The sequence below is a fragment of the Knoellia locipacati genome (assembly GCF_044791685.1).
GTDB classification, from domain to species: domain Bacteria; phylum Actinomycetota; class Actinomycetes; order Actinomycetales; family Dermatophilaceae; genus Knoellia; species Knoellia locipacati_A.
Genome location: NZ_CP087730.1, coordinates 1772765 through 1786383, shown reverse-complemented (window position 1 = coordinate 1786383; position 13619 = coordinate 1772765). Strand labels below are relative to the sequence as shown.

At 71.0% G+C, this 13619-nt stretch carries 10 protein-coding genes; 2 read left to right on the top strand and 8 right to left on the bottom strand.

Translation table 11 applies throughout. From position 1 onward, the window contains the following. Window positions 1-103 precede the first annotated feature (103 nt). The 6 genes from LL946_RS08295 to LL946_RS08270 all read right to left on the bottom strand — a co-directional run bounded on the left by LL946_RS08295 (window position 104) and on the right by LL946_RS08270 (window position 9514). Entirely contained in the window at window positions 104-4624 is a 4521-nt protein-coding gene (locus tag LL946_RS08295; RefSeq protein ID WP_404386559.1) for a BTAD domain-containing putative transcriptional regulator, read from the bottom strand. Between the two features lie 234 nt (window positions 4625-4858). Then, complete coding sequence (locus LL946_RS08290) at window positions 4859-5695, bottom strand: carbohydrate ABC transporter permease (protein WP_404386558.1); 837 nt, start codon at window positions 5693-5695, stop codon at window positions 4859-4861. Next, a complete protein-coding gene (locus tag LL946_RS08285) occupies window positions 5692-6627 on the bottom strand; it encodes a carbohydrate ABC transporter permease (RefSeq protein WP_404386557.1) in 936 nt (311 codons plus the stop codon). Before LL946_RS08285 ends, LL946_RS08290 begins: the two co-directional genes overlap by 4 nt. After that, the gene (locus LL946_RS08280) at window positions 6624-7889 is read right to left on the bottom strand and encodes an extracellular solute-binding protein (RefSeq protein ID WP_404386556.1); all 1266 of its coding nucleotides are present in this window, start codon (window positions 7887-7889) and stop codon (window positions 6624-6626) included. The genes LL946_RS08285 and LL946_RS08280 overlap by 4 nt, the downstream gene beginning before the upstream one ends. A 277-nt stretch (window positions 7890-8166) precedes the next feature. Continuing rightward, window positions 8167-8670 carry a glutathione peroxidase gene (locus tag LL946_RS08275; protein WP_404386555.1) on the bottom strand — a complete coding sequence of 168 codons (504 nt, stop codon included), beginning with the start codon at window positions 8668-8670 and terminating at the stop codon, window positions 8167-8169. 34 nt (window positions 8671-8704) lie between these two features. Further along, window positions 8705-9514: a DeoR/GlpR family DNA-binding transcription regulator gene (locus LL946_RS08270; protein WP_404386554.1), complete on the bottom strand. Its 810-nt coding sequence runs from the start codon at window positions 9512-9514 to the stop codon at window positions 8705-8707. 117 nt (window positions 9515-9631) lie between these two features. Here LL946_RS08270 and LL946_RS08265 point away from each other — a divergent pair, with 117 nt between their 5' ends. Then, window positions 9632-10531: an SIS domain-containing protein gene (locus tag LL946_RS08265; protein ID WP_404386553.1), complete on the top strand. Its 900-nt coding sequence runs from the start codon at window positions 9632-9634 to the stop codon at window positions 10529-10531. After that, the gene (locus tag LL946_RS08260) at window positions 10531-11370 is read left to right on the top strand and encodes a class II fructose-bisphosphate aldolase (protein ID WP_404386552.1); all 840 of its coding nucleotides are present in this window, start codon (window positions 10531-10533) and stop codon (window positions 11368-11370) included. Before LL946_RS08265 ends, LL946_RS08260 begins: the two co-directional genes overlap by 1 nt. 181 nt (window positions 11371-11551) lie before the next feature. On the opposite strand, the gene LL946_RS08255 is transcribed toward LL946_RS08260, so the two are convergent. Beyond that, the gene (locus LL946_RS08255) at window positions 11552-12481 is read right to left on the bottom strand and encodes a 1-phosphofructokinase family hexose kinase (RefSeq protein ID WP_404386551.1); all 930 of its coding nucleotides are present in this window, start codon (window positions 12479-12481) and stop codon (window positions 11552-11554) included. Then, on the bottom strand, window positions 12478-13380 hold the full coding sequence (locus tag LL946_RS08250; RefSeq protein ID WP_404386833.1) for an ROK family protein: 903 nt from the start codon (window positions 13378-13380) through the stop codon (window positions 12478-12480). Before LL946_RS08250 ends, LL946_RS08255 begins: the two co-directional genes overlap by 4 nt. Between the last annotated feature and the right edge of the window lie 239 nt (window positions 13381-13619).

The window sequence follows — 13619 nt, the reverse complement described above, 5'->3', positions numbered from 1 at the left end:
TCCTTGTCCTCGTGGCCGGCCAACGATGTGGCTGCGACCCACCCGGGGCGATCCCGGTGGCACCACGCTGGCCGTGACCGGTCGCGGTCCGCTCACGAACCGCTCACGAACAGGTGGGACGCCACTCCTTGCCGGGGTGGATGACGCTCCACTCGTCCTTGCTGAGCTCGCGCGAAACGAGGGAGCAGGCTCGTTCGCGCCACACGGAGGGGCTCAGGGGCAGGGTGCGCAGGCGCCCGGGACTTCCCTCGGTGGGACCCTCGAACCAGGCCTTGACCACGCCGTCCCCGGCGGACAGGAAGCCCCACGCGTTCTCCTTGGTGAGGCCGAGCCCGACCGGCTCCCACGTGGCGACGTCCCAGAGCCGCAGGTCGCCGTCCGAGCCCAGGCTCACGAGGGTGTCGCCGACGGTCACGAGGTCGACCACGAAGCCCGCCGCCGCCTCCCGTGGAGGCGCGAGCGCCTGCAGCGTGACGCCGTCGAGGAAGCTGAGCCGCCCGTCGAGGCCTGCGACGACGAGGTTGTCGCCGGCCCACGCGATGGCGGTCCCGTCGCCTGCGGTGGCGGATGCGCTCCCGAGCTCCTGGCGCCCGAGCAGCTTCCCGGTCGTGGTGTCGACCAGGACCACCTCCCCCTGACGCAGAACACCAGCCACGTTGCCATCGGCGGCGACCGAGACCGTCCGCCCCGTCCCGGACGGCTGGAGCTCGGGCAGGTCGAGCGCCGGGCCGACGATGGTTCCGGTGAGGAGGTCGACCACGGCGATCCCGCCCCAGCCGTTGACGACGGCGCGCTTCCCGTCGGGGGTCACGGCGGCGGAGATCGCGTCCCACGGGAGGGTCACGTCGTGGAGCAGCGATCCGTCGGTCGCCGACCAGACGACGAGGGCTCCGGACTTCAGGTCGGCGTTGACGACCGCAGAGAAGCCCGTCACCGAACCGACCACCAGGTCGCCGCGCGGACTCATCGCCGTCGACGCCACCTGGCACTCGCACCCGGGCGGGAGCGCCAGCGGTCGGGCGCGCCCGGTGCCTGCGTCGAGAAGCGACGCGGTGTTCTCGGTGGTCGAGGCGAACAGGGTGCCCGCGCCGGTGGCGCCCGACGCGTCGGCCTGTCCGTTGTGCGGTCCCCGCTCGAGGGGGACGCTCCCGATGAGCCCCCGCTTTCCCGACAGGTCCCACGCGGAGACGAGCCCGTCCCTGCCCGGTGCCCACACGACATCGCGTGCCGGGCCGGCGAGCAGGACAGCCATGACCTGGCCGCTGTGGGCCCCCGACAGCTCCCGCAGCAGCCGACCGTTGCGGTCCCGCTGCTGGAGCACCTGCCCTGCCCCGAGGACGAACGACTGGCTGTCGGCGGACCAGGCCACGGGACCGTCGAAGGACTCGACCGTCATCTCCTCCCCCACGGGGCGCATCGTCACGGCGTCCCGTAGCACCACGCGGGCCATCCCCACCTCGGAGCGGTCGGCGGTGACGACGCGTGACCCGTCCGGCGAGACGGAGTGGATGGTGAAGCCGTGGGTCGTGACCCTTCCCGGTCGATCCGGGTGGAGGACCGCGCCGACGTCCGGGCCCGCCTCGTAGCTGACCCTCCCGTCAGGCCAGGCCTCGAGATAGCCCGACGGGCTGTCCTTGAGCGGGGTGGCGCGCACCGGCGTGCCCGCGGCGGTCAGGACGACGACGTGGGTCGAGGTCAGCAGCACCACCCGGCCGGCCGCGTCCCAGACCGCGTCGCCGGGTCGTGCGTCCCCGTCGGCACCCACGACCCCGGTGAGGTCCGGCGGCTCGACGGTCCACACGTCCGCTCCCGTGCGCTCGTCCCAGAGCTGCAGCCGCGCACCACCTCGGTCGTCCTCGGACGACACGAGGAACCCCTTCTCGCCACCGTCGATGCTCCAGACGTGCCCGTCCCCGGGGACCCCGCGCTTCCACACCTCCTCGCCCGTGACGGCGTCGAGCGCGACCACCCGGGGGTCGTACTCCGCAGCGACGACCAGCCGTCCATCCGCACTCACCGCTCCCCGCAGGAACGGCGTCTCCCCGCGCCGCAGGTGCATGAGGTCGGGTGTCCTGGACAGGAGTGTGAGCAGTGCGCCGTGCGTCTGCGGACCCGGTTCGGTGCGCACCGCCTCGACCGCCTGGAGCAGCGCGAGGTCGAGACCCGTCTCCGACAGCGACGCCGCAGCCAGCCGCCGCGCGTCCGCCGCCACCGCGGCTGCCGCCTCCTGGTCCCGCGCCTCGGCAGCATCACGACGGGAGAGCACCGCGGCAACGCCGGCGATGACGGCGACGAGCAGCAGCACCGTGGCGGACGCGAGCAGCGCTCGGAGCACTCGGTTCTGCCGCTCCCGGTGGGTGGCCCGGTCCTCGGCCTCGCGGCGCTCCGCCTCGAGCGCCGCCTCGCTCTCGGCGAGGAAGCCGCGCTCGAGGTCGGTGAGCTCCTCCGGTCGGGCGGCCTCGACCTCGAGGGCGGACTGCAGCCCGGCGCCCCGCCACAGCAGGTCGCCGTCGCGCCCCTGCTCGTCCCACTGCTGCGCTGCTGTCGCGAGCCGCAGCTGCACCGCCAGGCTCGACTCGTCGTCCGCGATCCAGCCGGCAAGCCTGGGCCACTCGCGGAACAGCGACTCGTGGGCCACCTCGACGCTGTCCCCGTCGAGCGTGAGCAGCCGGGCACCGGCCAGGGCCGTCACCACCTCGGCGGCGTTGCCGCGCAGCCCGTCGAGCTCGGTGAGCGGGACGCGTCGACGCACGACGTCTCCACCCGACGCGCGACCGACGAGCCGGAGCAGCACCGTGCGTGCGACGGGACGGTCGGCCTCGTCGAGAGCGGCATACGCCTCCTCGGCCACGTGCGCGACCGCGCCCACGAGGCCGCCCATCCCGACATAGCTGCCGTAGGTGAGCCGCCGGCCGTCGCGGCGCTCCCAAAGCTGGAGCAGTGCGGTCGAGAGCAGCGGGAGCAGCCCCGCGGCCTCACCCGCGTCGTCCGACACTGTCTCGGCCAGCCCCGGCTCCAGCTCCAACCCCGCCGCCGCTGCCGGCACCTCGACCATGCGGCGGACCTCGGCCCGGGTCGGCGCTCCCACGAGCACCGTGGCGTCGCGGGTCAGCTCTGCCAGGGCCGGGTGCTCCGCGATGAGGGGGAAGTAGTCGCCGCGGACGGCGAGCACCACGCGGGTGTCGGTCTCGTGCACGATCCCCGCGAGCGCGTCGAGGAAGCTGCGTCGCTCGTGCTCGTCGGTGCAGGCCGTCCACACCTCCTCGAGCTGGTCGACGACGAGGACGACCCGCTGGTCGCCCTCCCCCTCGGTGCCATCGGTGCCCTCGCTGGCCATCCTCAGCAGCAGGTCCCCGAGCGTCGAGGTGACGTGGGCGGCTCCGAGCGCCCGCTCGGCGAGCTCGCGCATCGGGGAGGCACCCGGTCTCATGACGATGGTCGACCAGGCGCCGCTTCCCGGAAGGCCACCGCAGGCGAGCGTGCCGACGAGACCCGCCCGCACGAGCGACGACTTCCCACTGCCCGACGCGCCCACCACCACGACGAGACGGTCGGTGGACACGCGCGCGAGGAGCTCGGCGACGAGCCGTTCGCGGCCGGCATACCAGGGGTGGTCCTCGACGTCGTATGCCGCGAGCCCGCGCCACGGACACACCTCGCTCGGCAGGCTGCCCGGCTGAGCCCCGGACTGGAGGACGAGGATCCCCTCGGCGAGCGCCGCGCGGCCGCCGCGGGCCCGGTCCCCCGCGGAGGCGACGGCGTCGGTCTCCTGCCGGACGACGGCGGTCGCCTCCGCTCGCACGCGGGCCACCTCCCGCGCGTCGACGGGAGGGCTCGTCGCCGTGACCGTCGGGTTCACGGGCAGGCGCAGCAGCTCCTCGTCGTGGGCGAGCACCCGGGCCTGGAGGTCGCGCAGCTCCGGGCCGGGGTCGACACCGAGGTCGTCGGCCAGGCGCGACCTCGCCCGGTCGAGCGCGCCGAGCGCGTCGCCCTGCCGGCCGGCGCGGAAGTAGGCCAGCACGAGGGTGGCCCAGGCCCGCTCGCGCCACGCGTTCTCGGAGACGAGCCGCTCGAGCTCCGGGATGGCCGAGGCGGCGTGACCGAGGTCGACCTCGGCCGCCCAGAGGTTCTCGGTCGCGCTCACCCGCAGGTCCGAGAGCCGCTGCCCCTCCGAGCGCCCGAACGGGGTCTCCTCGAACCCTGCGTATGCCGGCCCGCGCCAGAGCTGGTCCGCCTCACGGAGCGCGACGGCCGCGTCCGAGGGCCGGCCGTCGTCGAGCGCGGCCCGTCCCGCGTCGGCGAGCCGGGCGAACCGGGCGGCGTCCACCTCGTGGGCGCCGACCGCCAGCCGGTAGCCCGTGCCCTCGGTGAGGACGACCGTGGGCACGCCGCGGCGCTCGGGCTCGAGCGCGTTGCGCAGGCGCAGCACATAGGTCTGCATCGCCTTGCCCGGCGCACGCGGCGGCCGCTCGCCCCACAGCGAGTCGCTCAGCTCGTCGACACTCACCATCCGGCCGGCGGCGGAGACGAGGTGGGCGAGGAGCAGGCGTTCCTTGCCGCCGACGACGTCGACGACCCCCTGACTGCCGCGGACCAGCAACGGCCCGAGGACGCCGAACTCCATGGGGCGATGGTAGGGCTGGGCTGGCATGCGGGACTCCTCTTCGGGACAACCCGCCAAGGCCACCGCACCGGGGTCGCGAAGCGCTCACGAGCGACTCACAACCCGCCCGCTACCGACCCCGCCACACCACGGAGCCCGTCATCTTTTGACCAATAGGTCACGAATGTCTCCGACAGTTCGTGACCTATTGGTCAAAAGTGGTCAGGGCCGGGGTGGTGTGGGGTGGGGCTGGGGCTACTTCACCGAGCCGGCGGTCAGGCCACCCACGAGGTGCTTCTCGATGATCGCGAAGAGGATGACCACGGGCACGACCGCGATGACCGAGGCCGCGAACAGCTGGTCCCAGTTCTGCTCGTAGCCGGTGACGTAGGACCGGAAGCCCACGGTGAGTGGCTTCTTCGAGTCGTCGATCATCAGGGTCAGCGCGACGACGTACTCGTTCCACGCGGCGATGAACGTGAAGATTGTCGCCGTGACGAGCCCGGGCAGCGTGAGCGGCAGCATGATCTTGCGCAGCGACTGCCAGCGCGAGACCCCGTCGAGCAGCGCCGCCTCCTCCACCTCGGTCGGGATCGACGAGAAGAAGCCGTGCAGGATCCACACCGCGAAGGCGAGGTTGAACGCCGCGTTGGTGAGGATGAGCGCGCCGTAGGTGTTGATGAGGTTGAGCTCGAAGAACTCGCGGTAGAGGCCGACCACCAGCGCCGTCGGAGAGAACATCTGCGTCACGAGCACGAGGAGCAGGAACGGCGTGCGGCCGGGAAATTTGTAGCGGGCCGTCATGTAGGCAGCCGGCACGGAGACGAGGACGACGACGACGGTCGACGCGGCCGCGACGAGCATCGAGGTCCACAGCCACGACCGGAAGCGCTCGTCACCGAGCACGTCGGCATAGGTCGACCACTGCCACACCTGAGGCAGGAACGACGGTGGGGTCGCCTTGTTGTCCGAGGACGAGCGGAGCGAGCCGAGCACCATGACGACGTACGGCGCGAGGAAGCCGACCGCGAGCAGCAGCCCCATGGCGCTGAGCGTCCAGCGGCGGCGCGAGGTCGTCGTGGGCGAGCTCACTTGGTCTCCTCCCGCCAGTTGACGACCTTGAGGTAGATCGCGACCACCACGAGGATGAGCAGCACGTTGATGACGCCTGCGGCGGCCGACATGCCCACGTCCTTCTCCTGGCTCTTGAAGGCGAGCTTGTACATGAACGTGATCGTCGTGTCGTGCAGGTAGCCCGGGTTGCGGTCGTTGAGCGTGTAGACGATCGGGAAGCTGTTGAAGACGTAGATGACGTTGAGCACCGTCGCGACGAGGAGTGCCGGGCGCAGCAGCGGCAGGGTCACCCGGCGCCAGCGCTGCCACGGCGAGGCCCCGTCGACGACCGCGGCCTCGTGGACGTCGTCGGGGATCGCATTGATGCCCGCGATGAAGACGAAGATCGTGAACGGCAGCGACACGAAGACGCCGACGAGGACCATCGAGGCCATCGTCCAGGAGTCGTTGCCGAGGAAGTCGATCGAGGTCTCGATGATCCCGAGCGACTTGAGCGCGTGGTTGATGAGGCCGTAGTTGTAGTCGTAGAGTAGGACGAACAGTTGCGCCGTGATGACGAGCGAGGCCGCCCACGGCACGATGATCGCCCACCGCACGAACCGCCGCCCCGGGAAGTTCTTGACGAGGAACTGCGCGAGGCCGAGCGAGATGACGATCGTCAGACCGACGACCGCGACGACCCAGATGACGGTGTTGGTGAGCACCGTGCCGAGGTCGGGGTGCTCGAGCACGTTGGTGTAGTTGCGCCACCCGGCCGCCCCCTTGCGCAGGCCCGTGATCGAGTACTCGCTGCGCGAGGCCTGGAACAGCATGACCGCCGGGAAGAGCACGACCCCGAAGATCAATGCGAGGGCGGGAGCGAGCCAGGCGAGGGCGACGAGGGGGCGGACGCGCCCCACGGCATACGAACCTTTCGTATGCCGCGGGGCGCGGGAGACGTCCTGGCTCACTTCTGCGATTCAGCCGTCTTCTGGAGACCGTCGAGGACGGCCTTGGGGTCGCCGCCCATGGCGCCACCGAGGTTCTGCTGGACCGCGAGCTTGACCTTGTCCCAGGTGGGGTCGTCGGTCGGGGTGAGCTGCGCGTTGGGCAGGGTGTCGAGGTAGACCTTGAGCTTCTCGTTGCCCTGGAACTTCTCGACACCGGTCTTCGTCACCGGGAGGAAGCCCTCCTTCTCGATGAAGGTGTTGATCTGGTCGGGCTGGTAGTAGAGCTCGTAGAACGCCTTGACGGCCTTCTCGTTGCCCGGCTTCTTGAACGCCATAAGGTAGTCGGTGACGCCGAACGTCTTGGACTCGGACCCGTCGTTGCTCGGGAACGGCGCGACGACGTAGTTGACCTTCTTGTCGGTGTCGAGCGCCGCGGCGAGCGGGCTGAAGCCGACGACCATGCCGGCCTTGCCGGACTTGAAGAGGTCGAACGCGTCGGCGCGGTTGGTGCGCGCCGGGTTGTTCTGGGTGAGCTTGGCGTCGGTCATCTTCTTGAGGAAGGTGAGCGTCTCGACGTTCTTCTCCGAGTTGATCGCCCAGGAGTCTCCGTCCTTCCACGCGCCGCCGTTGTTGAACAGCCACATGGAGAACTCGCCCTGGCTCTCCTCCGGCCCGAGCGGGAGGGCGTAGCCGGCGTTGCCGCCGGGGAGGGCCGCGACCTTCTTGGCGCTGTCCTCGAGCTCGGCCCACGTCTTCGGCGGGCCGGCGATGCCGGCCTGCTTGAAGAGGTCGGCGTTGTAGAACAGGGCGCGGGCGCTGGAGAGGTCCGGGAAGCCGTAGAACTTGCCGTCGTAGGTGCCGTACTTGACGAAGGTCTCGAGGATGTCGGACTTCACCGCGTCGGGCAGCACGGTGTCGGCGTCGTGGAGGAGGCCATCCTTGGCGTAGCTGGCGTAGGCGTTGAGGTTGAGGATGTCCGGCGCCTGGTTGTTCTGGATCATCGTGGAGGACTGCTGGTCGATGTTGTCCCAGCTGACGACCTGCACCTCGAGGGTGTAGCCCGTCTTCTCCTTGTAGGTCTTGGCGAACGCGTCCCAGAACGCCTTGGTGTTGTCCTTGGAGTACTCGGCCGCGACGAGCTTGATCGTCTTGACCTCCTCGCCCCCGCTGCTGCCGTCCCCGCCGCTGGCGTCGCCGGCTCCCGAGCCGCCCCCACAGGCGCTCGCGAACAGCACCGCGAACGCGGCCCCGGCGATCAGGGCGGACTTCCTTGTCGACCTCATGACTCTCCCATCAGCTCCCGGCACTTGCCCCGGTGCGCTTCGGTGCGCCCGGACCGGCTGCCAGCCAACGTAGGGCGAGATGACGGCATACGCAATGACAAACATGAGCGAATTTGCCGACTTTCGATCACATTCGCGCAACACGGCAGCGCCGAGCGGCCGCAATATCGGGTCACCCGATATTGCGCCGCTGAACCCGAGTTGGCATCTCGGGTCGAGCGGGACCAACTCGGGTCGAGCCGCTCGTATGCCGTGCGGCCGGCGTCGCGGACCCCGCTCAGCTCTCGGCGAGCGCCTTCTCGATGTCGCCGGCGAGCGAGTCCGGGGCGGCGGTCGGCGCGTAGCGGTCGATGACCCGGCCGTCGCGCCCGACGAGGAACTTCGTGAAGTTCCACTTGATCTTGCTGCCGAGCAGGCCGCCCTTCTCCTGGCGCAGCCACTGGAACAGCGGGTGGGCGCCGTCGCCGTTGACCTCGACCTTGTCGAACATCGGGAAGCTCACGCCGTAGTTGCGCTGGCAGAACTCGCCGATCTGCTCGGCCTCGCCCGGCTCCTGGCCGCCGAACTGGTTGCACGGGAAGCCCAGGACGACGAGGCCCTGGTCGCGGCACTCCTGCCAGAGCTTCTCGAGGCCCTCGAACTGCGGGGTCAGCCCGCACTCGGAGGCGGTGTTGACGACGAGGACGACCTGGCCGTCGTAGGCACTCAGGTCCTGGGGCCGGCCGTCGAGGGTCGTCGCGGAGAAGTCGGACAGCGTCAGCTGGGTCTTCTGGTCAGTCATGGTCACCGACCCTAGTGCGACGAGGGGCTGGTCCTCACACGCAGTGGACGGTCGTTCCGGTCCCACGCATGAGGACGACCTGGGGATGGTCCTGCGCGGCCGTCGTCACGAGGGTGGTGACCTGGTCGGCGTCACAGATCACCGTGAAGGCGCGCTGGCCCAGCTTGGCCTCGGCCGCGACGACCATCACCTCGGTGGAGCGCTCGACCATGAGGCGCGAGACCGCGGCCTCGTCCTCGTGCTCGCAGGTGGCGCCCTCGCGGTGCGACAGCCCGTTGACCCCGAGGATGGCGACGTCCGGCCAGAGCTGGCCCAGCCCGGCGATCGCGAGGGGCCCCGTGACCTCGTACGACTCCGGCCGCGGGATCCCGCCGAGGCTGACGCAGCGCACGTGGGGACGCAGGACCGCCTCGACGGCGATGTTGAGCGCGCTGGTCACGAGGGTGAGGCCGGTGCTCTCGAGGTCGTCACGTGCGGTGAGGGCACGGGCGACGGCCGTCGTGGTCGTGCCGCCGTTCATGGCGACGACCGCGCCGGGCTCGACGAGGTCCGCTGCGGCACGGGCGATCCGGTCGAGCTCGGTGTCGTGCTGGCTCGAGCGGTAGCGGTAGGGCAGCTCGTAGGCCACCGACGTCGCGACCACACCGCCGTGGTTGCGTGTCACGAGCTGGCGCTGGCTGAGCTCGGCGAAGTCCCGCCGGATCGTCGCCTCCGAGACCGCGAGGGCGTCCGCTGCGGCCGTGACCGTGAGACGGCCCTGGGTGGCGAGCAGGTCGAGGATCGCCGAGAGCCGCGAGGCGCGGTGGCGGGGCGCGTCCTGGACCGCCTCGTCCGTGGGTGACATGGCTGGACTCTAACGCGCACTTCACGCAGGGGCGAAGGGTTGTCGTGCACGACTCTGCACACTTAGGCTAGGTGTCGATCAGTTTCGCGCAACCAGCCGACCATGTGAGGACGTACCGTGACCCACCTCGAGCAGGAGATCTCCACCCAGCCCGACGACTGGGCCGCCGTGGCCGCCCGCCTTCCCGAGGTGGCCGAGCTCCTGCCACGCCCGGGTGAGCGGGTCGCGACCATCGGCTGCGGCACGTCGTGGTTCATGGGCCAGGCGTATGCCGTCCTGCGCGAGTCCCTGGGTCAGGGCGTCACCGACGCGTTCGCCGCGAGCGAGCACCACCTGGCCCGTGGGTACGACCGAGTCGTCGTCATCACCCGCTCGGGCACGACGACCGAGGTCATCGAGGTCGTCGAGGAGCTGCGTGCCGCCGGGACGCCGCACGTCGCACTCGTCGCCACTGCAGGCACCGCCGTCGCCGAAGCCGCCGAGTCGGTCATCCTCCTGTCCGAGGTCGACGAGCAGTCCGTGGTCCAGACGCGGTTCGCCACCACGGTCCTGGCTCTGCTCCGTGCCTCGCTCGGCGAGTCGCTCGACGCCGCCATCGCCGACGCCCGCGAGGTGCTCGCGGAGGGTGACGACACGGCATACGCCGGGTTGGTCGACGTCGAGCAGGTGAGCTTCCTCGGGCGCGGCTGGACGGTCGGCCTCGCCAACGAGGCTGCGCTCAAGCTGCGCGAGTCGGTGCAGTTCTGGGCCGAGGCCTACCCGGCGATGGAGTACCGCCACGGCCCGATCAGCATCGCCGCTCCCGGGCGCGCGACGTGGGCGATCGGCGAGGTCCCCGACGGGCTCGCCGAGCAGGTCCGGGCGACCGGTGGCCACTTCGAGCACCGCGACATCGACCCGATGGCCGAGCTCGTGCGGCTGCACCGCTACTGCGTCCTGCGCGCCGCTGCCGCGGGGATCGACCCCGACCAGCCGCGCAACCTCACCCGCTCGATCATCCTCGACGACGCCAGCTGATGAGCCTGTCCGCACTGACCCCGGTCCTGGCCGAGGCTCGCGCGGCCGGGCGCGGGGTCGCCGCGTTCAACGTCATCCAGATCGAGCATGCGGAGGCGTATGCCGTTGCGGCAGAGCGCTGTTCGCTGCCGGTGGTCATGCAGATCAGTGAGAACTGCGTGCGATACCACGGCTCGCTGCGGCCCATCGCGGCCGCGACGCTGGCGATCGCCGAGGCCTGCTCGCAGCCGGTCGTCGTGCACCTCGACCACGCCGTGTCGGTCGAGCTCGTCGACGAGGCCGTGCGGCTGGGACTGACCTCGGTGATGTTCGACGGGTCGCGGCTGCCGGACGACGCCAACCGCGAGACGACGCGACGGGTGGTCGAGCAGTGCCACGCGGCGGGGGTCTCGGTCGAGGCCGAGCTCGGTGAGGTCGGCGGCAAGGACGGCGTGCACGCACCCGGGGTGCGCACCGACCCGGCCGACGCGGCACGCTTCGTCGCCGATACGGGCGTGGACGCCCTCGCCGTCGCGGTGGGGAGCTCGCACGCCATGACCGAACGTGTCGCGGTGCTCGACACCGACCTCATCGCCGCCATCGCGGCGCAGGTGCCGGTGCCGCTCGTGCTCCACGGGTCGAGCGGGGTGCCCGACGACGGGCTCGTCGCCGCGGTCGCGGCCGGCATGACCAAGGTCAACATCGCCACCCACCTCAACCAGGTGTGGACCGAGGCGATGTTCGAGCGGCTCGACGCGGCGCCGACCGTCGACACCAGGAAGTACCTCGGCGCGGCTCGCGACGCCGTCACCGACGAGGCCGAACGCCTCCTCCGCCTCCTCGCATCTTTCGACCAATAGGTCACTTCTCGTCACGTCTGGTCGGGCACCATCCCGACACTTTTCGACCAATAGGTCACTTCTGGTCGGGCACCATCCCGACACTTTTCGACCAATAGGTCACGTTCTGTCGCAGGGTCCCGACATCTATTGACCTATTGGTCGAAAGATGTCGGCACCGGTGGCGTTCGATGGGTCCCGATCAGGAGCGCTCGGTGACCTCGACGTCGTCGAGGAGGGCGTCGACGTCGGTCCGGTCGATGACACCCGCCACCGTCTGGCGCACGGCGGCCGCCGACCACGCGACACCCACGCGGAGCACCTCGGGCCAGTCGACCTCGCTGCGTGGCGTCCCGTCGAGGCCGGTCGCGATCGCTGCGGTGAGCGCATCACCGGCGCCGGTCGCGTTGCCCGCGCCGGGTGTGCGGGGACGCGCCTCGATGACCCGTCCCTCCTCGGTGACGAGGACGAGGCCGTCGGCTCCACGCGAGATGAGCGCGGCCCAGGCGCCATCGGCGACGAGCTGGTGCGCGGCCCTGGTGGGGTCGTCGATCCCGGTCATGGCCGCGGCCTCGGACGCGTTGGGCTTGACCAGGGCCGGTGTCTGGCGCAGCACCTCGGTCACCCACCGCCCGCGACCGTCGACGACGAGCTCGGCTCCGGCGTCGACACCCGCCTGGCACAGCGCGGCGAGCAGGTCGTCCGAGGTGGAGGGCGGCAGGCTCCCCGACACGGCCAGGACGTCACCGGGTCGGGCGCTGGCGCGCACGATGGCGGTCATCTCCTCCCAGACGTCCTCGGGCTGCGGGTCGCCCTGCTCGTTGAGCACCGTGGCCTGGCCATCGGTGGTGAGGACGGCGACGGAGCGTCGCATCGACACCGGCGACTCCACGAGCCGGAGGCGGATGCCGCGCTGGGCCGCGTCCTCGGTGAAGAAGGCGCGCTGGCGCTCGCCGACGGGGGCGATCGCGACGTGGTCGACACCCATGCAGGCGAGGACCCCGGCCACGTTGAGCCCCTTGCCACCGGCGTGGGTCCCGGTGACCGAGACACGGTGGGACTCGCCCACGTGAAGTCTCGGCACGGCATACGTGATGTCAAGAGCGGGGTTGGGGGTGAGGGTGAAGATCACGCGGCCGCCTCCATGGCGAGAAGAGCTGCCCCGAGGGCGCCGGCTCGGTCGCCGAGCGCCGCACGGGTGACGGTGATGCGGTCGTGGCCGAGTGAGTGGACCAACCTGTCCCGCAACGGATCCAGCAGGAGGGCGCCGGACTCGGCGAGCCCACCGCCGATGAGAAGGACACGAGTGCCTGCCGCGGCACAGACGGGGGCGATGACGCGGACGAGAGCGTCGATCGCGCCCTCCCAGAGCCGGATCGCCTCACGGTCGCCGTCGGCCACGGCCCGGCTCAGCGTCTCGGCGTCGCCGTCACGGCCGAGTGAGCGCCACGCGCGACCCAGGGCACCGGCACTCGCCACGGCCTCGAGGCAGCCGCGGCGACCGCAGCCGCACACGGGACCGTCGGGGTCGACGACGACGTGGCCGATCTCGCCGGTCCACTCGGTGCCCGCGACCACCCGGCCGGAGGCGAGGAGCGCGCTGGCGATGCCGGTGCCGAGCGGGACGAAGAGCACGTCGGGCACGCCTTGCGCGGCCCCGAGGTGGAACTCGGCGAGCAGCCCCGCCCTGACGTCGTGACCCACCGCCACAGGAACGTCGAACAGCTCGCGGAGCCGTTCTCGGAGGGGCAGATCGCGCCAGCCGAGGTTGGCCGACCACGCAGCCGTGCCGAGCGACTCGTCGACGAGTCCAGGGACGACGGCCCCCACGGCGGCCAGCTCGCCCGTGATCCCCTTCGCGCGCGCCGCCTCGAGCAGGTCGGAGACCGTGGAGACGATGAGGTCGACGACGGCCTCGCCCGGGTGATCCGGCGTGGAAGCGGTGTGGGACAACAGGACTGAGCCGTCGGAGTCGGCGAGCACCGACTTCACGCGGGTGCCCCCCACATCGACTCCCGCCATCAGCCTCATCGCCACGGGCGCCAGTCTAGGGGCCGTCCCCAACGCCGTCCGCAGGCGTCTCGGCGAGCGCCGATGCGGGGAATGTGGCCCCGTGCCACTAGTGTTGACCCCAGCGGTCCGCACCGTTCTGCCTCGGACCTGCTTCTTCTTTCTCACTGTCGATGCCGATGCGCTGCGACCGAGAGACCCACGACGACGACAACACCGATGTTGCTCGCCTCGTCGCGACTCCGGAACGTGCCGGGCAG

Coding starts and splice junctions, on each gene's coding strand:
- LL946_RS08295 (WP_404386559.1), bottom strand. CDS start 4,624: ATGGAGTTCGGCGTCCTCGGGCCGTTGCTGGTCCGCGGCAGTCAGGGG.
- LL946_RS08280 (WP_404386556.1), bottom strand. CDS start 7,889: ATGAGGTCGACAAGGAAGTCCGCCCTGATCGCCGGGGCCGCGTTCGCG.
- LL946_RS08275 (WP_404386555.1), bottom strand. CDS start 8,670: ATGACTGACCAGAAGACCCAGCTGACGCTGTCCGACTTCTCCGCGACG.
- LL946_RS08270 (WP_404386554.1), bottom strand. CDS start 9,514: ATGTCACCCACGGACGAGGCGGTCCAGGACGCGCCCCGCCACCGCGCC.
- LL946_RS08260 (WP_404386552.1), top strand. CDS start 10,531: ATGAGCCTGTCCGCACTGACCCCGGTCCTGGCCGAGGCTCGCGCGGCC.
- LL946_RS08250 (WP_404386833.1), bottom strand. CDS start 13,380: ATGAGGCTGATGGCGGGAGTCGATGTGGGGGGCACCCGCGTGAAGTCG.